The 23,194-nt window shown below is 54.7% G+C and carries 21 protein-coding genes; 6 read left to right on the top strand and 15 right to left on the bottom strand.

The window, feature by feature from the left end; translation table 11 throughout:
* Window positions 1-2: 2 nt before the first annotated feature.
* On the bottom strand, window positions 3-887 hold the full coding sequence (locus D5066_RS17245; RefSeq protein WP_119916633.1) for an ROK family protein: 885 nt from the start codon (window positions 885-887) through the stop codon (window positions 3-5).
* Window positions 888-1,052: 165 nt separating this feature from the next.
* Between D5066_RS17245 and aldB the strand changes: the two genes are divergently transcribed.
* Complete coding sequence (aldB, locus tag D5066_RS17240) at window positions 1,053-2,591, top strand: aldehyde dehydrogenase AldB (RefSeq protein WP_119916632.1); 1,539 nt, start codon at window positions 1,053-1,055, stop codon at window positions 2,589-2,591.
* Here aldB and D5066_RS17235 read toward each other — a convergent pair.
* On the bottom strand, window positions 2,588-3,553 hold the full coding sequence (locus D5066_RS17235; protein ID WP_119916630.1) for a LysR family transcriptional regulator: 966 nt from the start codon (window positions 3,551-3,553) through the stop codon (window positions 2,588-2,590). The genes aldB and D5066_RS17235 overlap by 4 nt on opposite strands.
* A 117-nt stretch (window positions 3,554-3,670) precedes the next feature.
* Here D5066_RS17235 and D5066_RS17230 point away from each other — a divergent pair, with 117 nt between their 5' ends.
* The 3 genes from D5066_RS17230 to D5066_RS17220 all read left to right on the top strand — a co-directional run bounded on the left by D5066_RS17230 (window position 3,671) and on the right by D5066_RS17220 (window position 5,228).
* Window positions 3,671-4,411, top strand: coding sequence for a MipA/OmpV family protein (locus tag D5066_RS17230; RefSeq protein ID WP_119916628.1), 741 nt, complete (start codon window positions 3,671-3,673; stop codon window positions 4,409-4,411).
* 209 nt (window positions 4,412-4,620) lie between these two features.
* A complete protein-coding gene (locus tag D5066_RS17225) occupies window positions 4,621-4,806 on the top strand; it encodes a type II toxin-antitoxin system HicA family toxin (RefSeq protein ID WP_119916627.1) in 186 nt (61 codons plus the stop codon).
* 14 nt (window positions 4,807-4,820) lie between these two features.
* Entirely contained in the window at window positions 4,821-5,228 is a 408-nt protein-coding gene (locus tag D5066_RS17220) for a type II toxin-antitoxin system HicB family antitoxin (protein WP_119916626.1), read from the top strand.
* 3 nt (window positions 5,229-5,231) lie between these two features.
* Here the strand turns inward: D5066_RS17220 and D5066_RS17215 are convergent, their stop codons facing one another.
* From D5066_RS17215 to D5066_RS17205, 3 genes are all read right to left on the bottom strand, one after another.
* The gene (locus D5066_RS17215) at window positions 5,232-6,308 is read right to left on the bottom strand and encodes a type I restriction endonuclease (protein ID WP_119916625.1); all 1,077 of its coding nucleotides are present in this window, start codon (window positions 6,306-6,308) and stop codon (window positions 5,232-5,234) included.
* 205 nt (window positions 6,309-6,513) lie between these two features.
* Window positions 6,514-8,463 (bottom strand): glycoside hydrolase family 127 protein, encoded by a 1,950-nt coding sequence (locus tag D5066_RS17210; RefSeq protein WP_119916623.1) that lies wholly within the window; start codon window positions 8,461-8,463, stop codon window positions 6,514-6,516.
* Between the two features lie 10 nt (window positions 8,464-8,473).
* On the bottom strand, window positions 8,474-9,874 hold the full coding sequence (locus tag D5066_RS17205; protein ID WP_119916622.1) for an MFS transporter: 1,401 nt from the start codon (window positions 9,872-9,874) through the stop codon (window positions 8,474-8,476).
* 225 nt (window positions 9,875-10,099) lie between these two features.
* On the opposite strand from D5066_RS17205, the gene D5066_RS17200 reads away from it, so the two are divergent.
* Window positions 10,100-10,918, top strand: a complete 819-nt coding sequence (locus D5066_RS17200; protein ID WP_119916620.1) for a helix-turn-helix domain-containing protein — start codon at window positions 10,100-10,102, stop codon at window positions 10,916-10,918.
* Here D5066_RS17200 and araD read toward each other — a convergent pair whose 3' ends face one another.
* From araD to yiaK, 8 genes are read right to left on the bottom strand one after another with little or no spacing between them, the layout of a single operon-like run.
* The gene (araD, locus tag D5066_RS17195) at window positions 10,919-11,614 is read right to left on the bottom strand and encodes an L-ribulose-5-phosphate 4-epimerase (protein WP_080329868.1); all 696 of its coding nucleotides are present in this window, start codon (window positions 11,612-11,614) and stop codon (window positions 10,919-10,921) included.
* Entirely contained in the window at window positions 11,608-12,468 is an 861-nt protein-coding gene (locus D5066_RS17190; RefSeq protein ID WP_119916619.1) for an L-ribulose-5-phosphate 3-epimerase, read from the bottom strand. Before D5066_RS17190 ends, araD begins: the two co-directional genes overlap by 7 nt.
* 2 nt (window positions 12,469-12,470) lie before the next feature.
* Window positions 12,471-13,124 carry a 3-keto-L-gulonate-6-phosphate decarboxylase UlaD gene (gene ulaD, locus D5066_RS17185; RefSeq protein ID WP_119916618.1) on the bottom strand — a complete coding sequence of 218 codons (654 nt, stop codon included), beginning with the start codon at window positions 13,122-13,124 and terminating at the stop codon, window positions 12,471-12,473.
* Window positions 13,121-14,626 (bottom strand): FGGY-family carbohydrate kinase, encoded by a 1,506-nt coding sequence (locus D5066_RS17180; protein ID WP_119916617.1) that lies wholly within the window; start codon window positions 14,624-14,626, stop codon window positions 13,121-13,123. The genes ulaD and D5066_RS17180 overlap by 4 nt, the downstream gene beginning before the upstream one ends.
* A 56-nt stretch (window positions 14,627-14,682) precedes the next feature.
* Window positions 14,683-16,002: an MFS transporter gene (locus tag D5066_RS17175; RefSeq protein WP_080329872.1), complete on the bottom strand. Its 1,320-nt coding sequence runs from the start codon at window positions 16,000-16,002 to the stop codon at window positions 14,683-14,685.
* 42 nt (window positions 16,003-16,044) lie between these two features.
* A complete protein-coding gene (locus tag D5066_RS17170; RefSeq protein WP_119916616.1) occupies window positions 16,045-16,971 on the bottom strand; it encodes a DUF4862 family protein in 927 nt (308 codons plus the stop codon).
* Window positions 16,972-16,997: 26 nt separating this feature from the next.
* Entirely contained in the window at window positions 16,998-17,465 is a 468-nt protein-coding gene (locus tag D5066_RS17165) for a YhcH/YjgK/YiaL family protein (protein WP_119916615.1), read from the bottom strand.
* Window positions 17,466-17,475: 10 nt separating this feature from the next.
* The gene (gene yiaK, locus D5066_RS17160) at window positions 17,476-18,474 is read right to left on the bottom strand and encodes a 3-dehydro-L-gulonate 2-dehydrogenase (RefSeq protein WP_080329875.1); all 999 of its coding nucleotides are present in this window, start codon (window positions 18,472-18,474) and stop codon (window positions 17,476-17,478) included.
* 225 nt (window positions 18,475-18,699) lie between these two features.
* On the opposite strand from yiaK, the gene yiaJ reads away from it, so the two are divergent.
* On the top strand, window positions 18,700-19,518 hold the full coding sequence (yiaJ, locus tag D5066_RS17155) for an IclR family transcriptional regulator YiaJ (protein ID WP_119916614.1): 819 nt from the start codon (window positions 18,700-18,702) through the stop codon (window positions 19,516-19,518).
* A 4-nt stretch (window positions 19,519-19,522) separates the two neighbouring features.
* Here the strand turns inward: yiaJ and avtA are convergent, their stop codons facing one another.
* Complete coding sequence (avtA, locus tag D5066_RS17150) at window positions 19,523-20,779, bottom strand: valine--pyruvate transaminase (protein WP_119916613.1); 1,257 nt, start codon at window positions 20,777-20,779, stop codon at window positions 19,523-19,525.
* 203 nt (window positions 20,780-20,982) lie between these two features.
* Entirely contained in the window at window positions 20,983-23,013 is a 2,031-nt protein-coding gene (locus D5066_RS17145; RefSeq protein WP_119916612.1) for an alpha-amylase, read from the bottom strand.
* Window positions 23,014-23,194 lie beyond the last annotated feature (181 nt).

Below are 23,194 nucleotides of genomic sequence, written 5' to 3'. Positions count from 1 at the left end.
GATTACGTGTCGCGGGAGAGTTTCTGCTTAGCCAGCCATACCGCGCCCAGTCTTCCCGCCTGGTTACCCAGCTCGCAGGGCAGAATGGGCACCTTGAGTGCCTCCCACTCCTCGAAACGCTGCAGGTATTTATCGAGCAGGAGATAGATTTTCTCCTGCTCGCTTATTCCGCCGCCTATCAGCATGGCCTGTGGATCGAACATCGAGATCACGCTGTAAACGCCGCGCGAGAGGCAATGCGCCCACTCCTCAATGGCCTCACGCAGATGCACGTCGCTGTCCATACGTTTAAACAGCTCTTCACCGTCAGGCATCTCTTCTTCTGATACGGACAGCGCGCGACGACAGGCTTTCATCAGGCCGCTGGCCGACGCCACATCATGCATGGGTTCGCCGTTATTGCCCACGGGCAGCACGCCAAATTCACCAGCACGGTAATGCGACCCGCGATAAAGATCGCCTTCCATCACAATCCCACCCCCGATGCCGGTGCCGATGGTGATGCAGACAAAATGCTCGTAGTCCTTACCCGCGCCCTGCCAGCGCTCGCCCAGCGCCGCACAGTTGGCGTCGTTTTCTACGGTGATGGGAAGGTCGGTCAGCCCGGCGAAAAGCTCGCACAGATTTTCGCCGTCGAGATAGTCGAGCGCGCCCGCTTTTGCTGCTTCGCCGCTGTGGTGGTTAATATGGCCGGGAAAGCTCACGCCGATGCCGACGATGTCATGTTCTTCCTGATACCCTTCAACCACCGCTTTCCACTTCTTTTTGAACGTGTTTTCATCTTCAGGGGTATCGTACTCGTCCGTCGTCAGCTCCTTGCCATTTTCATCAATCACGCCGTGCTTGATGTGGGTTCCGCCTACGTCAAAACCGATAAACAGCTGCATCGCATCGTTCCTCATGAGCCCTTGAGCTGTTAAGTATGGCTCAGTAGCAGAAACGAAACGTAAAGTACGGTAATCCGTGATACGGCTCGTAAACCCGTCACTCACTGGCGAGAAAACCGCCAGCCGGGACTACCCTTGTTGTACATCAACAGCAAGGAGACGGTCATGACAAACAATCCTCCCTCTTCGCGTATCCAGCCCGGCGAGTATGGTTTTCCCCTCAAGCTGAAGCCCCGTTATGACAACTTTATCGGCGGCGACTGGGTGGCCCCCGTCGACGGCGAATACTATTCCAACCTGACGCCCGTTACCGGCCAGCCGCTGTGCGAGATCGCCAGCTCCGGCAAGCGGGATATCGATCTGGCGCTGGATGCGGCGCACAAAGCGAAAGATAAGTGGGGCCACACCTCCGTTCAGGATCGTGCGGCCATCTTGTTCAAAATCGCCGACCGGATGGAGCAGAATCTGGAGCTGCTGGCGACGGCGGAAACCTGGGATAACGGCAAGCCGATCCGGGAAACCATGGCGGCCGACGTGCCGCTGGCTATCGACCACTTCCGCTATTTTGCCTCCTGTATTCGCGCTCAGGAGGGCGGGATCAGTGAAGTTGACAGCGACACCGTGGCGTACCATTTCCACGAGCCGCTGGGCGTCGTCGGGCAAATTATTCCGTGGAACTTCCCGCTGCTGATGGCGAGCTGGAAAATGGCGCCCGCGCTGGCGGCCGGGAACTGCATTGTGCTCAAACCGGCGCGCCTGACTCCGCTCTCGGTTCTGCTGCTGATGGAAATCGTTGGCGATCTTCTGCCGCCGGGCGTGATTAACGTGGTCAACGGTGCGGGCGGTGAGATAGGGGAATATCTGGCTACCTCAAAACGGATCGCCAAAGTGGCGTTTACCGGGTCGACGGAAGTGGGCCAGCAGATTATGCAGTACGCCACGCAGAACATTATTCCCGTGACCCTGGAGCTGGGCGGGAAGTCCCCGAACATCTTCTTTGCGGACGTGATGGAGGAAGAGGATGCCTTCTTCGACAAAGCTCTGGAGGGGTTTGCGCTGTTTGCGTTTAACCAGGGCGAAGTCTGTACCTGCCCAAGCCGCGCGCTGGTGCAGGAATCCATCTATGAGCGCTTTATGGAGCGGGCCATTCGCCGCGTCGAGTCTATCCGCAGCGGTAACCCGCTCGATAACGTCACGCAGATGGGCGCGCAGGTCTCGCACGGACAGCTTGAAACTATCCTCAACTACATTGATATCGGTAAGAAAGAGGGCGCGGATGTTCTGACCGGCGGTCGCCGTAAAGTGCTCGGTGGGGATCTGCAGGAAGGCTATTACCTGGAGCCGACGATCCTCTTCGGGCAGAACAACATGCGCGTGTTCCAGGAGGAGATTTTCGGACCGGTGCTGGCGGTGACCACCTTCAAAACGATGGAGGAGGCGCTGGAGATTGCCAACGATACGCCGTATGGACTGGGGGCAGGCGTCTGGAGCCGCAACGGTAACCTGGCCTATAAAATGGGCAGAGGCATTCAGGCGGGGCGCGTATGGACTAACTGCTATCACGCTTACCCGGCGCACGCGGCATTTGGCGGGTATAAGCAGTCGGGCATCGGGCGTGAAACGCACAAGATGATGCTTGAGCATTATCAGCAGACGAAATGTCTGCTTGTCAGCTACTCCGATAAACCGCTGGGGCTATTCTAATCGCCCAGCTCAGGCCGCCCATGGACGGCCTGAGCAATTTGCTGGCGCAGGCAGTTGAGGACACCATCCAGAACATACTGCACGCGCCAGGGCTGGTATTCGCGCTTGCGGAAGATGGCGGTCAGATCGAGCCACCACTCTTCCTGATGCGGGAAGCAGGGAACCAGCATCCCTTGCGTTAATTCTTTTCTCAGGCTCTCTTTCGGTGCGAACACAATGCCAAGGTTATTTCTTGCCAGCTCCAGGGCTGTCTGCGTATTGTCGCAAATATAATTTCCGGTGACCCGGTAGTCATTGACGTTATCACTGCCGTGTACGCGAAAACGCCAGATGTTTGCGTCATCAACCAGCATGGAATCTATCAGGATACAGGAGTGATTAATTAAATCTTCCGGCCCGGCTAAGGGATGGTTATTTAAATATTCACGGGTTGCGAATGCCGTAACGGAATATTTTGTTAAGACGCTGGCGACCAGACTTTCATCTTTTGGTTGAGCATAGGTAATTAAAATATCGCAGTCATCGGGGAAGGAAACGCCTTCTGAAAACTCATTGCGATCCAGATTGTAGGTTTTCAGGCAGATGCGAATGTCACCGATGTCGTTTATCTGGTGGATCACATGGCGCGCGAGATAGGTCACAATCCCCGTAGGGGCGTAAAGGGTCACTTTCCCGCTTTTTTCATGCTTATAATCGGCAATGAAATTAGCAAGTTGGTTGTTCTTTTCCAGCGTGGCATTCACATACGGGAGCAACGCCTCACCGAACTGGGTAAGGGCTAACTGGCGCGTGGTACGCTCAAAAACCTTAAGCCCAACTCGCATTTCAAAATCAGAGAGGTATTTGCTGACGTTGGCCTGCGCCATACCCAGCAGGGCGGCGGCATCACCAATGCTGTGGGTGGCTGCGATGACGGAGATTATTTTTAATTCGCGTGGCTTTAGCTGTAATTTACTCATCATGCGCGCCCATCTATATGATTCTATATATAATATTATATAAACCGCAGCGTTGCATTGCCAAATTTGTAACCATTATTATTCGCCCCGCTTGTTTGGCGTTTAAATGGATTACTTAGCATGACTATTAAATACAATTTACTCATCGCTGCCACGTTATTTGCAACATCTTCTGCAATGGCCGGTGACTTTTCACTTGGAGCGGGGGCCGTATTTAATGAGTCTCCTTACAAAGGCTATAACGAAAATACCACCGCGGTGCCGTTAATTAGCTATGAAGGCGATCGCTTCTATGTTCGCCAGACCACGGGCGGATGGATCCTGTGGAAAGACGCAAAAAATGAATTCAGCCTGACCGCATCCTGGATGCCGCTGCATTTTGATCCGGATGATAACGACGACCATCAGATGAAGCAGCTGGATGAGCGTAAAGCCTCTGCGTTCCTCGGCGGTGCGTATTACCGCCATGAAAGCTGGGGCTCGCTGAAAGTTGCCGTTTCGGGTGATGCGATGGATGAAAGCGGCGGCGTGGTGGGCGAGGTATCTTACTTCCGCCCAATCAAAATGGAACGCCTGACCCTGACGCCTTCTGTCGGTATTTTCTACAGCGACGAAAGCTATAACGACTACTACTACGGCGTATCCGGCAGCGAGTCTCGCCGTTCTGGTCTGGACGAATACACCGCCGGTGACAGCTGGACGCCATACGTTGGCCTGGCGGCTAAATATCAGCTAACCCAGAAGCTGTACCTCAACGCCAGCGCGGTTTACACCGTGTTGCCTGATGACGTGAAGAACAGCCCGATGATCGACCGTGACGACAGCTTCGCGCTGATGACCGGCCTGACCTGGCGTTTCTGATGCGGTAAAGCCGGGTGGCGGCGTTGCCTTACCCGGCTTGCGATCGTGCCTGCATTTTTATCTGCAATACAACCTATTCCTTTTTCATTTCTCGATGCTTCTTCCTGTTCCGCCAAAACACGGCTGCACTGATGTTGCTTATGCGCTAATGTGATTCGACCCGATAGCAATGGTGTGTATCATGTGTGTAATCATGGAAGGATTGGGATGTGAAAAGTGCGGATGTCATTACTGCTCTGATCGACCATGGCTGGAAATGTGTCAGAACGAAAGGAAGCCCTCATCAGTTTCGCCATCCCGAACAGAAAGGGTTGGTTACTGTCCCACATCCTAAAAAGGATATTAAACCGGGCACTCTTGCCCAGATTTGGCGGCAGGCGGGAATTAAACACTGATATCAGGGGTAGTTATGTTTTATCCGGCTTACATTCATTCTGACTCCGACGGTAGCGCCAGCGGCTTTTTCCCTGACGTACCAGGCTGTTTTTTTGCAGGTAATTCTCTGGACGACGCTTTTCAGGATGCACGTGATGCGCTCACCGCGCACTTCGAAGCGATGATTGAAATGGATCAAGCATTGCCTCTTCCGGGTAATGTGGAAGCGCACCTGGAAAGTCACCCTGACGACTTCACGGGCGGGCAATGGTTGCTGGTGGACATTAATATGAAACAGTTCGACGGCAGGGCCGAGCGTATCAACATCACGATGCCTCGTCGTTTACTGATGAAGATTGATTCCTTTGTCAGTGAGCATCCTCAGTTCAGCAATCGAAGTGCGTTTCTGGCTGAGGCAGCACGTCGCGTGCTGCCTGGATAAAAATTAATTATATAGTGCTGCTGTTGCTTTCAGGATGTCTGCAAAGGAATAGATATCATCGACTGTCGATATAGGGTGACGCGTTTCGTTTTTTTCTATGTCGAAAAGTCCGATGTATTTTTGCGTACGATTAAAATGCAATCGGCAAATTGGTTTGCGGTTGTTATCGTCAACAAGGATGCCAAAGTAGCTTTTGGTATCTCTGTGAGTGATACGTGGTGCCTCTAGTACTGCTCTGGTGATTGCTTTAACTACATGATATCCTTCAAGTTCTTCTAGCGTGGTTATCACATCGCTTTCATCTTTATGGTCTTCTTCTTCAATATGCGGTGGCTCATTTGATGTTTCGGTAATTACTGGGGTTATACCCGTAATGGCAGACTTAAGGCGCTCATTAACTTGATCATTTATATACTGACTTGCAGCCTTTTTAGTTAAATTTAAAAATGAATCTCTTACTTTTTGAGTCAGAATTCCATCATAAACTCTGGATGCAAAAAATTTCACAAAATCATCTTCGGGATTATTAAGCTGAGAATGTAGAATTTTTTTGATTTGGCTAACATATTTTAACTCACCAGCAGCATTGATAATTGATTCGAGATCAAATGAAGATTTCGTTAGTTTCTTTAGTTCAGGTATTATATTTTCGTCAATATCAAGCAGGTCCACTTCCAGAAATGGTTTCTCGTCCATTTTGTTCGGTGCGTCAAGGTCAGTGAAAAATTTATAATTTCGACCATTGGTAAGAATTGAAATCCTTGCGTTTGTTACGTGGAAATATCTAAACAACTGCGACGCATGATTTATATTTAATGGCTCGCCAATTTTCTTACATTCAATAAGTATTTGTACGTCATTATTTTTCATTATGGCGTAATCGATTTTTTCGCCTTTTTTTGTGCCAATGTCACAGACAAATTCAGGTGTTACCTCTGAAGGATCAAAAACATCGTAGCCCAGGACATTATGAATGAATGGCATTACAAATGCAGTTTTTGTTCCTTCTTCAGTATTAATTACATCAATTTGTTGTTTTATTTTATTTGATAAGGCATTTAATCTTTCAGTGAATTCCATGGGATATCCTTATTTTTAGCTGTGTGTCTTTATGGAATAACACTAAAATGTGTACCAGACAATGGTATGCTGAGGTGATGGGCACCAAAAAAACAATACCGAGGGTTAGATCACATTGTCTTTCGATTGATAATTAATCAGAGAGCTCGGCATCACCGAGCTCGATAAAAATATTATATATTATGAAAATCAGTATTACCCTTATTTATGCTTCATCCACCCATATCCGCATTTCCCCTTCTCCCCGGTTAGCCCAGCTAAACCACGGAATAAAGGTCAGCGTCCGGGGCCGACGCTGTACCGGCGAGCGGTCGTACTGCCACAGTGCATTCGTGTCCTTTGCCTGGCACCCAATCCCCTCTGTCTGTATCAGCATCTTGTGCGCGAAAATGCCTTTGCCTTCAAACACCCGGAACTCGCTATCCTGAGGCAAGGAGAGGTTATGCAGGTTGGCGCCGTTATCGGCTTCTTCCAGGCAGTAAACCAGCGGCCCGCGCTGAAGCGCGACTTTACCCGCCTGCTGGCGCACCAGCGGGTTGCCGTATACGCGGCGGACCGGCATCGGTAGCGTCAGGATCAGCGTATCGCCTTCATGCCAGCTGCGGGTGAGGTAGAGATATCCGCGTGACACCTCACCGGTAATGGCTTCGCCATTCAGCGAAACGACAGGTTTCGCGCACCAGTCCGGCAGCCTGAGTGCCAGCGTGTGGGTGACCGGAACAGGCGAGGTGATTTCGATCTTCACCTGCTCCTGCCACGGATAGTTACCGCTAATGCGCAGCTGTAGGGCGTTATCGCCAACCGGAATGGCGACGTCGTTCCCCACGTACAGATTGATCAACAGTGCATCCGGGCGAACGGTATAAATATAGTGCCCCAGCGAGGTCAGCACGCGGGCAATATTCGGCGGGCAGCAGGCGCAGCCGAACCAGCGCTGACGCACCGGCTTCACGTGGTCATAAATATGGTTAAAGGCCAGCGTTTTCGGATGCACTTCCAGCGGATTCACATAAAAGAAATGCTTACCGTCCAGCGCCATCCCGCCCAGCACCGTGTTGTACAGCGCGCGCTCCATCACGTCGGCATAGTGGCCGTCTGCCTCCATCTCCAGCATCCGGCGGGCAAACATCATCAGGCCGATTGAGGCGCAGCTTTCGGCGTATACCGTATCGTTGGGCAGGTCGTAATCGCTGCTGAACGCCTCCCCGCTGCTCTGCGAGCCAATCCCACCGGTAATGTACAGCTGGCGCTGCGCCATGTTGTTCCACAGCCGCAGACAGTCCTGCCGTTTACCTTCGTCGTTGCTCAGACGCGCCAGATGCGCCATGCCCGCCATCAGGTAGACGAAACGCACGGCGTGGCCGATGGCCGTTTGCTGTTCGGCAAGCGGCTGATGGGCCTGGCTGTAGGCTTTGTCCTTGACCATCCACGCCGGGCCATAGGTGTTCCAGTATGACGTTTTGCCGCGCTTCTCATATTCAATGTCGTAGAAGTGAGGCTGTGCGCCGCGTTCCTCAATAAAGTATTTCACCAGATTGAGGTAGCGCGGCACCTGCGTGACGTCATAGAGCCGCATCAGCGCCAGCTCGATTTCCGGGTGGCCCGGGTAACCGTGCAGCCGTGTTTCGCCCGGGCCAAACACGCTGTCGATATGGTCCGCCAGCCTGCACACCACGTCCAGCAGGCGGCGTTTTCCGGTCCCCTGGAAATATGCCACGCCCGCTTCAATCATATGCCCGGCGCAGTATAGCTCGTGGCATTCGGCCAGATTCGTCCAGCGTTCCTCGGGGGCTTTTACCGTAAAGTAGGTGTTGAGGTAGCCATCTTCACACTGCGCTGCCGCGATCAGCTCGATCACCTCGTCGGCGGTTTTTTCCAGTTCGACATCCGGCTTCTGGCACAGCGACCACGCCACGGCTTCGAGCCATTTCGCCACGTCGCTGTCCTGAAACACCATCCCGTAGAATTCCCCCTGTTCCTGACCGGCCGCAATGCGGAAGTTGGCGATGGCGTGGCTGGGTTCGGCCTCCGCCACGCGGTCGTTAAGCGCATCCCACTGGTAAGGGATCACCACGTCACGGACCAGCCGTTGATATTGCCCAAGAAACGGGTCGTTGATTTTCAGCTGATGCAGGTCGGGTTCCATTATGGACATAGCATTCTCCTCAGGACGTTACGTGACGCTGGCGCAGGTCGGTGGCAATGCGCGACATCATTGGGTTGTTAAGCCTGCACCAGCGGATAGCGACCGCCAGCAGCAGGTGGAAAAGGGCAGGCAGCAGCGTCTCCATGGCGGTGATGCCCTGCAGTGAGGCTGGCGTCTGGTTGTCCGCGCCTGGCTGATAGGCCACGGCAATAAACACCAGGCTGATGATCCCGGCGCTGGACGCCCACGCAAGCTTGATGAAAAACAGGTTGAAGGCGAAGTTCATGCCCGACGAACGCACGCCGGTTTTCCACTCGCCGTAGTCATCGGCAAAGGCCATTAGCGAGAAGTGCAGAGGCAGGGTGAATCCCAGGATCACGCCGTTGCTTAAAATGACGATCAGCCAGAGCGTCTGGTGCGCCGGGCCACCCGGCAGGAACCACATGCCCACCGCAAGTGCCGCGAGCACCAGGTTGGTGTAGTAGTAGAGTTTGACGGTATCAATTCGGCGCGACAGCGGGTTGACGATCACCGCACCCAGAATGGCGGCAAAGGTCACCATCGTGAAAAACAGCGAAGTGTACGCCGTGCTGCCCTGAAGCACGTAGGTGATGAAATACATGTACCCGCCGCCGCGAATGTTGAAAACGTTGATCAGCAGAAACGACATCACCAGCATCAGCAGCAGCTGATCGTTTTTACGCAGGCCCGCCAGATGCTCGCGCAGGGTGAATTTACCCATCAGCGCCAGCGGAACGCGCTCGCGCACCCAGAAGAAGCAGCAGAGGAACATCACCACGGCGATGGCGCACAGCACGCCGACGCCGAGCTGATAACCCCGGGCGGCATTGCCCTGGCCCAGCTCTGCCACCAGCCACGGCAGGCCAACGGAGACCAGAAAGCCCGCCACGCCGCACAGCACAAAGCGCCAGGACTGGCAGGAGATGACCTCGTTGTGGCGGGTAGTCATGGTGTTGATCAGCGCGCAGTAGGGCACGTTGATGGCCGTATAACCCACGGACAACAGCAAATAGGTGCCGAACGCCCAGGCGATTTTCACGCCCATGCTGGCTTCCGGAACGGTGAAGGTCATTACGCCGATAATGCCTATCGGGACGGCGACCCACAGCTGCCAGGGACGAAAACGCCCCCAGCGGCTCTGCGTGCGGTCAGCAATCACGCCCATCACCGGATCGGAAATCGCATCGAACACGCGAAGGGCAATAAACAGCGTGCCCACCAGCGCGGGGGTGAGGCCAAATACATCGGTATAGAAAAAGGTCAGAAAGTTCATGATGAGGCAGGTAATCACCGTGCCGCCCGCATCACCCAGGCCATAGCCAATTTTTTCGCGGACGGACAACCGGTCATCTGTCGCCCCTTGTGTCACGTCTGATTCTGTAATCGGTGTGGAAGTCATGAAGTAACTCCTCGGAGATCGAATTTATTATCGTATTTATGCAAGGTACCTCTTTATTCTGCATCGAAAGGGAAGGCCAACAAGGGAAGGGAAAAGTATAAAAAGGTGACGATTCCGACCTGATGATAAAAATGTGATTCCGATCGGACAGATATTCGAATATTGATTAATAATCAATATATAAGTCGAATATTAACGGCAATAAAAGCGGAATGGTGAATATCCATGCTCGAATTATCCATAGCGCTTCCGATTAAGGTTCAAAATGGCGGGCTATTTATCTCCCGCGGAGTGGGCCGCCATCCTGCGCGAAAATTAACGTCGTGGGAGATTATTTTTGTCGAAAAAGGGACATTAACGATCCAGGAAGAAAATCATGTTTTTGACGTTAATGCGGGAGAGAGTTTGTTGCTCTGGCCGCAGCGACGGCATGTGGGCGTGGAGGATTTCCCGCCGGATCTGCGTTTTTACTGGCTGCATTTTGAGGTGGAGCCGCAAGATTCTACGTTACCCAACGCGGCTCCTCTGGCAATAGAACAACACTGCCGCGTAAGGGATGCGGAATATGTGATTGCGCTCTTTCGGCAATTTCTCAGCGAGCAGGAGAAATTACAGCGCAGCCTGGCGCTGGAGATGATTTTATTATTGATTTTACAGCAGGTGTCGAACTCTTCAGGGTATGAAGACAGCGCAGATCAGGCCGGTGCGGCGATGGCGTGGAAGGCAAAACAGCTTATTCGCACGCAGTTTCATTTACCGTTATCCACCTCGCAGCTGGCAAAAGCGTTGCACTGTAATGCGGATTACCTCGGGCGCGTCTTTCGCCGGACATTCCATTTAACCCTGACGGAGGCGATACATCGCCAGCGCGTCAGGGCGGCGGAAAAACTCCTGCTCAACGACGCTGCGTCATTAACCGAGGTAGCCGCGCGCTGCGGCTTTAACGACGTGGGGTATTTCCGGCAGATATTCTCGAAGCACACCGGGTTAACCCCCGCCGTCTGGAAACGGCGGTACTGTAAGGAGCATATTAACTCCGGTTGATTATTGCCCGTAATAGGCATTCGCCCCGTGTTTGCGCAGATAATGCTTGTCCAGCAGCGCCTGCTGCATAGCCGGTAACTGTGGTGCGAGCTGGCGTGAGAACAGGCCCATATAGGCGCACTCTTCCAGCACGACGGCATTGTGGACCGCATCGGCAGCGTCTTTGCCCCAGGCGAACGGGCCATGGGAGTGAACCAGTACCGCCGGGATCTGCATTGGGCTGAGATCGCGCTCCTCGAAGGTTTTAATGATCACTTCGCCCGTCTGGTATTCGTATTCCCCTGCAATTTCTGCCGTGGTCATCAGCCGCGTGCAGGGGATCGCCCCATAGAAATAGTCTGCATGCGTCGTGCCCCAGGCGGGTAAATCCTGGCCCGCCTGAGACCAGATGGTGGCGTGGCGGGAATGGGTATGTACAATGCCGCCAATCTCCGGGTAACGGCGATACAGTGCCAGATGGGTGGGTGTGTCAGAGGAGGGTTTTTTACTGCCTTCGACTACCTGTCCTGTGGCGATGTTCACCACCACCATATCCTCCGCCGTCATCACGTCGTACTCCACGCCGGACGGCTTGATCACCATCATGCCGCTTTCGCGATCTATTGCACTGACGTTGCCCCAGGTAAAGGTCACCAGCTGGTGGGCGGGCAGCGCCAGGTTTGCCGCCAGCACCTCGGCTTTGAGTTGTTCTAACATGTCATGCCTCCTTCCTGCATACGGGCTTCAATCCAGCGGCGTGCCTGAATGATCTCCAGCACCGGCTCTTTGGCTTTTTCGGTCCACATTTCAATCAGAAACGCGCCGCGATAGTTCAACTGATTCAACGTGTTAAACACGCCGACAAAATCGACGCAGCCATCGCCAAACGGCACGTCGCGGAACTGTCCGGGGCTTTGTGCGGTCACGGGCTGGGTATCTTTCAGATGGATCGCCGCGATGCGGTCGATGCCCAGCGTCAGCTCGGCGGTAACGTCGTTACCCCACGCGCTCAGGTTGCCAACGTCCGGGTAAACGCTGAACCAGGGTGATGCGAGCATGTCATCCCACTTCTTCCACTTGCTGATGGAATTCATGAATGCGGTATCCATGATCTCGACAGCCAGCATCACCTGTGCGGCGGCGGCCTGCTCGACGGCCCAGGCCAGTCCTTCGGCAAAGCGCTGCTGCGTGCCTTCATCGTGCTCTTCGTAATAGACGTCATAACCCGCAAGCTGAATAGTGCGAATGCCTAAGTCGCGCGCCAGCCTGATGGCTTTGGTCATGATCTCACGGGCGCGCTGGCGCGTCGTTTCGTCGCGGCTGCCAAACGGGAAGCGACGGTGGGCGGACAAACACATTGACGGGATCGCCACGCCCGTTTCGAGCATGGCTTCGACCAGGGATGCACGCTGCGTGGTGCTCCATTCAAGGCGCGATAAACGCTCGTCGGTTTCATCAACCGACATCTCAACGAAATCGAATCCGCAGCTCTTCGCCAGAACCAGGCGCTCCGGCCAGGAGAGATCTTTCGGCAGCGCTTTTTCATAAATACCTAACGGATTTTGACGCATGGTTACGCTCCCCAGATATCGCGGATTTGCGAATGGAATGCCTGTGCCACCTGCGGCGGATTGGCAGCGCCTGCCAGCGCGCGCCCGGCGATAAACGCTTTGACGTTGATTTGCTTAAACAGGGGGAGATCGGCAGGCGTGATGCCGCCGGTAATCGAAAGCTGTAAACCGATATCTGAGAGGGCTTTCATTCTGGCGAGATCCGCCTCGCCCCACTGCTGACCGCTGGCCTGCGCGTCTCTTCCGCGGTGGTATATCGCCTGTTTTACGCCGATACGATGCCATGCGCGCGCGTCGTCCAGCGTCCAGTTACCAAAGAGCTCTATCTGGATTTCTCCCCCGCAGCGCAGTGCCACCTCGTGGCCTCGCTCAACGGTCGCCAGCGGGGCGGCGCAGATGATGGTCATCCAGTTCGCGCCCGCGCCAAACGCCTGCTCTGCCAGCGTCTCCCCGGCATCGGCGACTTTCCAGTCCGCCACGATAATTTTCTCCGGGCACTGTTTGCGCAGCGCGCGGACGGCGCTTAGCCCTTCGGTCAGGCATAAAATGGTACCGGCTTCGACGATATCGACGTGATCCACAAGCAGGGCAACATCGCGCTGCGCGGCCTGAAGTGAGGTGTGATCGAGCGCCAGCTGCAGTAATGGTCGGCTCATAGGTCGTGCTCCTTAACCTGGGCGTGATAGCCCTGTAATGCTGAAATCAGTAACTGGTAGCGGTGATATTTGCGTTGATAGGCCGCATGGGCGTTCATGTCGGGTTCAATCACCCGGATGTCATGTTTAAGCGCGCGTTGCGCCGTGTGGAAATCGGGATAGATGCCTGTACCGACCAGTGCGGCCAGCGCTGCGCCGGAACAGCCAGTCTCTTCTACCTGGGGTAGTTGAATTGTCAGACCGCTGACGTCCGCAAGCATCTGCATCCATACGTCCGAATGGGCCGGGCCACCCGTGACGCGCAGTGCCTGCACCTGGGTAAAGCGCTCAAGCATACGGTTAAGATGGGTCATGTGGCTGAACACCACGCCTTCGTAAACCGCCTGTAGCAGGTGCGCGCGAGTGTGCAGCGCCTGCATGCCGTAGAAACCGCTGGTCATCTCCAGCCCGGCGTTGCTGCCGTAGAGGAACGGCAGGAAGAACAGATCGCTTCCGGCTTTTGGCAGGCCAGCGACGGCATGGTTGATTTCATCGAATGACATATCGCCCCACTGCGCGGTGAGCCACTCAAGGTTGCCGGAGGAGGTGGGGCTGGCTTCGTGAACGATGTACTGTTGCGGATGGACGTAGCGGCCATAGACGTAGGGGAACGGCTCGCTGTCGCGGATGCCGTGCGCAATCCCGCTGGTGACGGCCCAGGTGCCCATCACGGCATTCAGCGTATGTTCGTCGTGCAGCCCGGCGCAGATCGCGGTGGAAACCACATCAAACAGTCCACCAACGACGGGCGTGCCCGCCGCGAGACCGGTCAGGGCGGCTGCCTGAGCGGTGATTTCCCCGCAAATTTCTGCTGAACCGACAATCGGCGGCAGGGCGCCGTCAATTTCGCTGATACCGAGCCAGCGCGTAAGCTGTGAGTCGTATTTCCCGGTATTCATGTTGTAGAGGTTGGACTCGGAGATATTGCTCTCCTCGCAGCTTTTCACGCCGGTCAGACACCAGCGCAGATAGTCGTGCGCCATCATTACGCTGCCAATCTGCTGGTACCGCTGCGGTTCGTTCTCTTTGACCCAGCGCAGAAGCGAGGCCGGGTGCCCGGTCCACAGCGTCTGGCGCGTATGCGGATAGAGCTTTTCGGGAATGCCGTCCTGTTGCCAGCGTTGCACAATCTCCAGCGCCCGGCGGTCAGAAGAGAGCATGGCGTTGCCCAGGGGTCGATCCTGTTTATCGAGAAGAAACAGTCCCTTGCCCTGAGCAGAAATGCCGACGCCTTTGATCTGCTCTCCGTCTACGCCTGAACGTTTGAGCAGCGTGGCGACGGTAGCGTGGCAGTGCTCCCACAGTGACGGCATATCCCGCTCCGCATAGCCTGCGCGCGGGCTGAGCGTGGCAACCGAGCGACGTTCAATACACACTTCCTTTCCCTGGCGGTTGTATAACCCGGCTTTCAGATAAGTACCGCCACAATCGATACCCAGCCAGAAGGGCTCTTTTTCACTCATCTTTGACTCTCTCGTCTTGCTCCCTCTCCGTGTGGGAGAGGGCTGGGGTGAGGGCATCAGGCCGCACGCTTATGCGGATTCACCGTGGGATTGGGTTCTGCTCCGGCATCACATTTCGCTGGTAATAGCAGGGCCAGCAGCGCGGCCAGCGCCAGAGAAATCGCCAGGCAGTAAACCCCCGCGTCTTTGCTGTAAAGCGTAATCAGTACGCCTACCGCATAAGGGCCGCAGAATCCGCCAAGGTTGCCAAGCGCATTGATCACACCGCGCGCACCGCCTGCCATTTCGGCGCTGAACAGACGTGCAGGAATCGTCCAGAACACCCCAGCGGCGGACTGCAGGAAGAATCCGCAACCGACCAGCGCGGCATAGGCCAGCCAGGTGTTTGCTTTCAGCGCCACGGAGAGGAACATGCAAAGTGCGAAGCCAATCAGCGGCAGGGAGACAAACAGCTTGCGCTTGCCGGTGCGGTCAGAAAGCGTAGAGAACAGGAACATCCCCGCAATGGCACCGATGTAAGGCAGAATGGCGAGCATCCCGACCTGGCCGATGCTGGTGTGCGTCAGTTCTTTCAGAATGGTGGGCAGCCAAAGGGTGTAACCGTAAATCCCGGTCTGGTAGAAGAAGTTCAGGGCGATTAATTGCCACATGGTTTTGTCTGACAGTACCGCGCTGAGAGAGGCATTTCTCACCTCTTTTCCGGCAATGGCCTGCTGTTCAGCGGCCAGCGTTTGCACCAGATAGTTTTTCTCGGCCTCTGAGATCCAGCGGGCTTCCTGCGGACGGTCGTAAACGGTGAACGCCCAAAGCACCAGCACAACGATGGACATCAGCCCTTCAATGATGAACAGCCAGCGCCAGTCGAGCGCAGTGATGATCCAGCCAGAAAGCGGCGCGGTGATGATCCCGGCAATCGGTACGAACATGATCACAATCGCGTTGGCGCGGCCACGTTCGGCATCGGGGAACCAGTTACTTATCATCGTTAACACAACGGGCAGCATCCCGCCTTCCGCCACACCGAGCAGGAATCGCAATACCAGCAACTGATACTGGTTGGTGACAATACCGGTCAGGACTGAGATGACTGCCCAGGCGACCAGGGACCAACCGATAAACTTCTTGCCGCTACCATGAACAGCAATCTTGCCACCCGGAACCTGCAGGAACAGATAGCCGATAAAGAAGATCCCGCCTGCCAGGCCTGCCATGGTGGCGGAAATACCCAGTTCTTCATCCATGCCACCGGGCATCGCAAACGCGATATTCACGCGGTCCATGTACGAAATAATGCAGGCGATAAGAATAGGTGGAATGATTCTTAGCCAGCGCTGGCGCGGAATATCCGCATGTAGAGCATTCGTTGAAATATTCATAGTTAATGTCTCAGTGAATGTAATCGGAATACGTTTTTATTTTTATTGTGTCGCTTTATTCATAGCGCTAATGCCGTCACGCAAAATGGCGATGCGATGGCTGACATCAGCATTAGCATTTATTTCCAGTAATTTAATACCGGAGAATTTCAATGTTGCGGCGCTCGCCGCAGTAAAGAGTGATGTAGCCTGTTCAGTCGTCATTAAACTGTCGGCACAGAACGAAGAAAACGGCGCGTGCAGATCCTGCCACTCACCGTATTCGCCGCGGATGGTGGTGCCGGAGAACATCAGCGCGCCCAATTTTCCGGCTTTACATGCGGCCTGAACGTGTTCAAGCGGAACGGTGGAATTACGCCCTTCAATGGCTGACCGTGCCCAGTTGATGCAGACGCTGATGTCGGTGTCTTTCACCACCTCCAGCACCTGCTCTAAGGGCAGGAAACCCTTGCGCGGTGCCGGGCCGTTCATGGCATCGCAGTGTTCCAGCACCAGATCGCAACCCCAGTCCCAGCCCGCGATTTCCCGAATCGAGCGGGAAAACGCTTCGGTAGCCTGTTCGACGGATGCATTCCCGGCCTGCGGCGCCGCCTGCATTTCCAGAGCTATGACTTTTCCTGGAAAACGTGCATTTACAGCGTTAATTTTCTGCTGCAGATGCCGGTAAAAGTCTACACATGCTTTACGCTGCGCTTCGTCGGCTGACGCCAGACCAAATGCGCCGTTCGTGCCGCGGCGGCGCATGGTTTCCATCACCGCCGTGACGACGATTTGCCACTCGCCCGGCGTATGACGGAACAGCCACTCGTCACCAAAAGGATGAAGGTTTTCCAGGCAAGGTTGTTCCAGCCCGCGTATGTACGGTGTGTCGGAAAGTTCCCGCCAGAAGGATTGTTCTTCTTGTTCCCCTTTCTGGTGAAACGAGGGTGCGCAGGGGTACGCACCAATAATAAAACCGGTGTTGGTCATTTCGCGTTCCTGTATTTGTCAGAAAATTACACTAATTCGCTGATTGCCACTTTCACCACAATTTTACGAATTACCGTTTCCTTGTTTTTAATACAGGCAGGACGATGCACATCCTGCGGGAAAAATATGGCATAACTGCCGGGTATCATTTCGATAAACGACTCATTTTCGCTGTCGTGATAAAAAATAATATCCCGTTGTTCCAGTAATGATTCGCTTATTTTGTTATTGCCGGTATCAATAGCGATACCGATTTTCTCTTCACCCCAGGCCAGAAACTGAATATCCAGATAGCGGCGGTGCACTTCAGGACGGTTTTCGTGTTGTTCCTTTGTGGTGAGGTCGAGAACCTGGGCAAAAATAGTGCGGCCTTCAATTTCCACCACGCCTGGCGCCAGGGTGGTGAAATCCGTAGTGCGCAGAAAATGAAGCGCTTTTTCAATCGCCAGCGGCAGGCGACACGGATTGGGCTGGGAAATATGTCCGAATATCATGGTCCACTCCTTACAGAGACTGGATTTTCGCCCATACGCTGTCGTCAATGGTGATGCCGTTGCGACGGTTCTCTTCCTGCAGACGCGTGAATTCATGTCCCGGCAGACGAACGGCAACATTTTCATCAGCGCGTTCGGCGGTAGTGATGAAGTCCATGATGCGTTGTAGTTTTGCATCGCGGGTTGGCCCGTCGATCAGGCGATCCACTTCAATGGCGATAAAGATCTGCGATACGCCATATTCGTCGCTGTTGTCCTGGGTCACTTCTGCGACGGAAGATCCGTTCGAGAGCAGGGTGGCGATCATGTCGAGCACGATGGATAAGCCTGAACCTTTCCAGTAGCCCATCGGCAGAATACGGCGGTTTTTCTCAATCACGCCCGGCTCTCGGGTGAGATTGCCCTCGTCGTCAAAGCCGCCATCTACAGGCAATTCGCGCCCGGCCAGACGATTCACTTCCAGCATGCCGTAGGAGAACATCGACATCGACATATCGACCATGGTGATGGGATTCGACGGGATAGCAACGATCAGTGGGTTTGTGCCGATGCAGCATTCTTTTGATCCCCATGCGGGCATAACGGCAATGGAGTTGGTCCAGCAAATTCCAATATAACCTTTCTCAGCCGCCTGCCAGCCGTAGCTGCCGCCGCGCATCCAGTGGTTGGCGTTACGCAGCGCCACCAGGCCGATACCGTGGTCGGAAGCCAGTTCGGTGGCGCGATCCATCATCTTTTTCGCCGTCAGGTTGCCAATGGAGCGTCGGGCATCCCACTGTTCGATGGCGCCTAATGAGGTCACCCGTTGTGGCTGGGCGTCAGGAATGATGTCGCCAGCATCCAGTTGCTGAATAAAACGCGGGAAGCGGTTTACGCCATGCGAGTAGACACCGGATTCGGTGGTGCGGGCAAACATCTCTGCGCAGGCATCGGCAGTCTCCACTTTTACGCCGCGATCGAGCAGAACCCGATTGAACGCCGCTTTCAACTCTTCGAAGGTCACTTTCATCCCTGTTCTCCTGTTTTTTTAGGGGCAAATGCGAATGCTTTTTTATCGCTAAATTTCACTATACGAAATATGATTTCAAATATATCGATCAAATTTTGTCAGATCAACGATATTCATGTTTTTCAAAAACCATTAAAATCAACTGGTTGTGTTTTTTCTGTTGAGATCGTGAACTAAACCACACTTTGCGCTACCATCAAGAGCGCGATAAAAAGGAGCGATTTGATGAGCATGAAAGAGAGCGAAATAACGCAGGAAAAAGAGAGGCCAGCAGGCAGCCAGAGCCTGTTTCGCGGCCTGATGCTGATTGAGATCCTCAGCAACTACCCGAACGGGTGCCCGCTTGCGCATTTATCGGAACTGGCAGGTTTGAATAAGAGCACCGTCCACCGGTTACTCCAGGGATTGCAGTCGTGCGGATACGTTACCCCGGCACCGGCGGCGGGTAGCTATCGTCTGACCACTAAATTCATTGCCGTCGGGCAGAAGGCGCTGTCATCGCTCAACATTATTCACGTGGCGGCCCCGCATCTTGAGGCGCTGAACATTGCCACTGGCGAAACGGTGAACTTTTCCAGTCGGGAAGATGACCACGCGATCCTGATTTATAAGCTCGAGCCGACAACCGGCATGCTGCGTACGCGTGCTTACATCGGCCAGCATATGCCGCTCTATTGTTCTGCAATGGGCAAGATCTATATGGCCTTTGGTCATCAGGATTACGTGGCGAGCTACTGGCAAAGCCATCAGGAACAGATCCAGCCGTTGACGCGCAATACCATCACTGAACTGAGTGCTATGTATGATGAGCTGGCGGAAATTCGCGAGCGCAGCATGGCAATGGATAAAGAAGAGAACGAGCTGGGTGTCTCCTGTATCGCCGTGCCGGTGTTTGATATTCATGGTCGCGTGCCGTATGCGATCTCCATTTCGCTGTCGACGTCCCGCATGAAGCAGATTGGCGAGAAAAACCTGCTCAAGCCTCTGCGCGAAACGGCAGAGGCGATATCAAAAGAGCTGGGTTTTAACGTGCGTGAGGGGTAGCGTGTTACTGGCCGCCTTCGTGCCACGCTTTTTCAATTTCTTCAGCGAGAATTTTGACGCCCGCTTCGATTTTTTCCGGATCGGGCACGTAGTTCATGCGCATGCACTGGTGCGTATGCGGCCACGGCTTATCAAGACCCGGGAAGAAGTAATCTCCCGGCACCATCAGCACGCCGCGCTTTTTCAGGCGCTGGTAGAGCAATTCTGTGGTGATCGGCAAATCCTTAAACCACAGCCACAGGAAAATCGCGCCTTCAGGTTTGTGGATCAGACAGCGTTCTTCCGGTAAGTAGCGGCGAAGCGTCGCAATCGTCTCCTGAACGCGCTGGTAATAGAACGGTTTGATGACGTCATTAGACAGACGCAGCAGGTCGTTGCGCTTGATCATTTCGCACATCATCGCCGGGCCGATACCGCCCGGTGAAAGGCTGATAATGCCGTTCATATTGGTAATGGCGGTGATGATTTTCTCGTTGGCGATGATGATGCCGCAGCGGCTGCCCGGCAAACCCAGCTTGGAGAGGCTCATGCACAGGACAATGTTCGGGTTCCACAGCGGACGTGCTTCGCTGAAGATAATGCCCGGGAACGGCACGCCGTAGGCATTATCGATGACCAGCGGGATGCCGTGCTGGTTCGCCAGTACATCCAGCTTCATCAGTTCGTCGTCGGTAATCACGTTGCCCGTTGGGTTCGTCGGGCGCGATACGCAGATCATCCCCGTCTCTTCACCAATGTGCAGGTGTTCAAAATCGACGTGATATTTGAACTGGCCTTCCGGCAGCAGCTCAATGTTCGGGCGCGCGGAGACGAACAGATCCTCTTCCAGGCCGGAATCAGCATAGCCGATATACTCCGGAGCCAGCGGGAACAGCACCTTTTTGGTGGTTCCGTCGGCACGACGTCCTGCGAAGAGGTTAAACAAGTAGAAAAACGCGCTCTGGCTGCCGTTTGTTAGTGCAATATTCTGTGGTTCGATATCCCAGCCCAGCTCTTCACGCAGCATTTTGGCAAGGAGAGACAGCAGCTCGGTTTTACCCTGCGGACCGTCGTAGTTGCAAAGCGCATCGGTTGCTTTGCCGTTTTCCAGCATCTGCGTCAGCAGCGTCTGGAAATAGGTCGTCATCTCCGGAATTTGCGCCGGGTTTCCGCCGCCGAGCATGATGGCACCCGGTGTGCGCAGCCCGTCGTTGAGGTCCTCCATCAGGCGAGTAATGCCTGAATGGCGGGTGAATTTGTCGCCGAAAAGTGAAAACGTCATAGCAGGTGTTCTATCGAGCTTATTTTGAAAGTGGGTAACCATAACGCTAGCACCGTGTTGGTGCAAATCGGGGGATGTGGTCGGATTTGTTGTTTTGTATGGCGGAGTTGGATTTGGGGAGTGAATAGTTCTGGTGGGTTTTCCACCCCTCACCTTAACCCTCTCCCCAAAGGGGAGAGGGTTAAGGTGAGGGGTGGGGGAAATTATTGATTACCCGCCCATACCACCATCACCTTATCGCCATTATGCTCACGCACAAAGCCGTACCCCTCTTTTAGCGACAGCGTGGTTTGCTTGCCTTCACCGATCGCCGGATGGCGGGCGCGGAACTGGCCCAGCGTTTGCCAGTGGGCGACGGTTGAGGCCTGCTTGCCCGTGACGTCCTGCCAGTTCATATCCGAACGGGTACCCTGCAGCGGGTCGGACCCCGTTGGGCCGAACGGACGCTCTGATTCATCCCCGTAATAGATTTGTACGCTGCCCGGCGCGAGCAGGAGCAGCTCGGCTGCGCGCTGGCCTCCTTCGCGGAACAGGCGGGTATCGTGTGAGGAGAGATAGCTCAGCACGTTGAAGCTTTGCAGCTTTTCCGCCATCTGCTGCCAGGTAAGATCCATGTCGGCCAGGCAATCCACCGCTTTTGCTGCCTGCTCCTGATAATCAAAGTTGATCATCGCGTCGAAACCGTGGCGGTAGTAGTCGCTTTGCATCACCCCGTGGCCCCAGGACTCGCCGGTCATCCAGAAGGGCGCGTTATCGAGCTTTTTGTCCGGGTTGGCCCCTTTCCACGCGGCCAGCGCCTGGCTTGCCTGATCCTTTAACTGTTGCCATGCCGCAAGCTCAACGTGCTTCGCGGTGTCCACCCGGAAACCGTCGATGCCGTAGTCGCGTACCCACTGGCTGAGCCAGTGGGTGAGGTAGTCGCGCGGGGTATATCCCGGGATGGCCTTCGCGTGGGTATCGGAATTGTGCTGATAAAAGTTGGGTAATCCGGAAGGGACGGTGGATTCCGTTTTCAGATCCGGGAGAAACGCCAGCGACATGGTCAAATCGTCGAAGCCGGGGTTGTCGTAATCACCGATGTCGGTGCGGATCCATTTCTTGCCCCACCATTTTTCCCATGCGGCTTTGTCGCTAAAGTTAATGTAATCGTTGAAGCTATGCCAGCTTTGGCCCGCGCCCGGCTTCCAGTCTGTCCAGCGTTCGCCCAGGGTTTTTTTTAGCTCATCACCCTGCAGATACAGCGCGCCAAACTGGTACGCCTGCATGTCCGCAAGCGTCGCGTAGCCCGCGTGGTTCATGACGATATCGAACAGGACGCGAATGCCGCGGCTGTGCGCTTCATCAATAAGATGGCGCAGGTCATCCTCGGTGCCCATGTTGGCGTCGAGCTTCGTCCAGTCCTGGGTGTAGTAGCCGTGATAGGCGTAGTGCGGGAAGTCTCCTTTGGTGCCGCCGCCTACCCAGCCGTGGATCTGCTCAAGCGGCGAGCTTATCCAGAGCGCGTTCACCCCCAGCTGTTGTAAATAGTCGAGCCTGCTGGCGAGCCCTTTGAGATCGCCACCGTGAAAGGTGCCAATCTCCTGCATGCCGTCTTTGTGGCGGCCATAGCTATTGTCGTTGCCCGGGTCGCCATTCACAAAGCGGTCGGTCAGCACAAAATAGACGGTGGCGTTCTGCCAGCTAAACGGCGCAGGTTTGTCGGTTTCGGCGCGCTCAAGGAGCAGCAGGCCATTACTGCCCGCGGCGGGCTGCAGGGTTATATTTCCATTCTGTACCGTCGCGGTCTGTTTGCTGTAGAAGTCACGCACCACGGTGCCTTCCGGGAAGGTATGGCTGACGTCCAGCGTCAGCGGTTTACCGTCCCACTTCGGGCACTGGCGGATAACGCTTGCAACCGGCTGTTCTGTAGTACTCTGAATTGTCAGCAACAGGGTGGGCGTGCCGGATCGGGTATCAATCCGCATCTGATATTCACCGTCGCGGAAAAGGCGCCACGGCGGCGGAGACCCGTCGCAGGGCTTGAGCGACAGCATCTCATTGAGTTTTATCGCGTCAGCAGGCTGCCAGCACGTCTTGTCAAAACTCAGCGTCAGAGGACGCGTACCCTTCGCAAGCTTTGCCTGGCTGGTAAAAACTCCGGTGCCTTCGGCGTTAAATGCGTCAAACCCCGGCGATGACCAGTCAGCATGTGCCAGAGCGGGTAACATCAGAAAAGCTAATGCGGTGCGTTTCATTCCATTTTCCTGTCGCGGCATTTTTGACCAGTGTGCCATCAGGTGGAGGGTAAAAACTCATCCCCCATCGCTTTCTGCCAGGAGGACGCGTGAGGATGAGTGATCCCGCGCAAAATGAGGCAGTTATCTGCGATAGCGCACACATTTTTTCAGCAATGATGTTTTTATGAGCAAGTTTCAG

Origin of the sequence: Enterobacter chuandaensis, from assembly GCF_003594915.1 — a bacterium.
Lineage (GTDB): Bacteria > Pseudomonadota > Gammaproteobacteria > Enterobacterales > Enterobacteriaceae > Enterobacter > Enterobacter chuandaensis.
This window is presented reverse-complemented; position numbering and strand designations above follow the sequence as displayed.

Bases quoted from the DNA above. Each gene is read 5' to 3' on its own strand.
- D5066_RS17245 (WP_119916633.1), bottom strand. From the start codon at position 887: ATGCAGCTGTTTATCGGTTTTGACGTAGGCGGAACCCACATCAAGCAC.
- aldB (WP_119916632.1), top strand. From the start codon at position 1,053: ATGACAAACAATCCTCCCTCTTCGCGTATCCAGCCCGGCGAGTATGGT.
- D5066_RS17235 (WP_119916630.1), bottom strand. From the start codon at position 3,553: ATGATGAGTAAATTACAGCTAAAGCCACGCGAATTAAAAATAATCTCC.
- D5066_RS17230 (WP_119916628.1), top strand. From the start codon at position 3,671: ATGACTATTAAATACAATTTACTCATCGCTGCCACGTTATTTGCAACA.
- D5066_RS17220 (WP_119916626.1), top strand. From the start codon at position 4,821: ATGTTTTATCCGGCTTACATTCATTCTGACTCCGACGGTAGCGCCAGC.
- D5066_RS17215 (WP_119916625.1), bottom strand. From the start codon at position 6,308: ATGGAATTCACTGAAAGATTAAATGCCTTATCAAATAAAATAAAACAA.
- D5066_RS17210 (WP_119916623.1), bottom strand. From the start codon at position 8,463: ATGTCCATAATGGAACCCGACCTGCATCAGCTGAAAATCAACGACCCG.
- D5066_RS17205 (WP_119916622.1), bottom strand. From the start codon at position 9,874: ATGACTTCCACACCGATTACAGAATCAGACGTGACACAAGGGGCGACA.
- D5066_RS17200 (WP_119916620.1), top strand. From the start codon at position 10,100: ATGCTCGAATTATCCATAGCGCTTCCGATTAAGGTTCAAAATGGCGGG.
- araD (WP_080329868.1), bottom strand. From the start codon at position 11,614: ATGTTAGAACAACTCAAAGCCGAGGTGCTGGCGGCAAACCTGGCGCTG.
- D5066_RS17190 (WP_119916619.1), bottom strand. From the start codon at position 12,468: ATGCGTCAAAATCCGTTAGGTATTTATGAAAAAGCGCTGCCGAAAGAT.
- ulaD (WP_119916618.1), bottom strand. From the start codon at position 13,124: ATGAGCCGACCATTACTGCAGCTGGCGCTCGATCACACCTCACTTCAG.
- D5066_RS17180 (WP_119916617.1), bottom strand. From the start codon at position 14,626: ATGAGTGAAAAAGAGCCCTTCTGGCTGGGTATCGATTGTGGCGGTACT.
- D5066_RS17175 (WP_080329872.1), bottom strand. From the start codon at position 16,002: ATGAATATTTCAACGAATGCTCTACATGCGGATATTCCGCGCCAGCGC.
- D5066_RS17170 (WP_119916616.1), bottom strand. From the start codon at position 16,971: ATGACCAACACCGGTTTTATTATTGGTGCGTACCCCTGCGCACCCTCG.
- D5066_RS17165 (WP_119916615.1), bottom strand. From the start codon at position 17,465: ATGATATTCGGACATATTTCCCAGCCCAATCCGTGTCGCCTGCCGCTG.
- yiaK (WP_080329875.1), bottom strand. From the start codon at position 18,474: ATGAAAGTGACCTTCGAAGAGTTGAAAGCGGCGTTCAATCGGGTTCTG.
- yiaJ (WP_119916614.1), top strand. From the start codon at position 18,700: ATGAGCATGAAAGAGAGCGAAATAACGCAGGAAAAAGAGAGGCCAGCA.
- avtA (WP_119916613.1), bottom strand. From the start codon at position 20,779: ATGACGTTTTCACTTTTCGGCGACAAATTCACCCGCCATTCAGGCATT.
- D5066_RS17145 (WP_119916612.1), bottom strand. From the start codon at position 23,013: ATGAAACGCACCGCATTAGCTTTTCTGATGTTACCCGCTCTGGCACAT.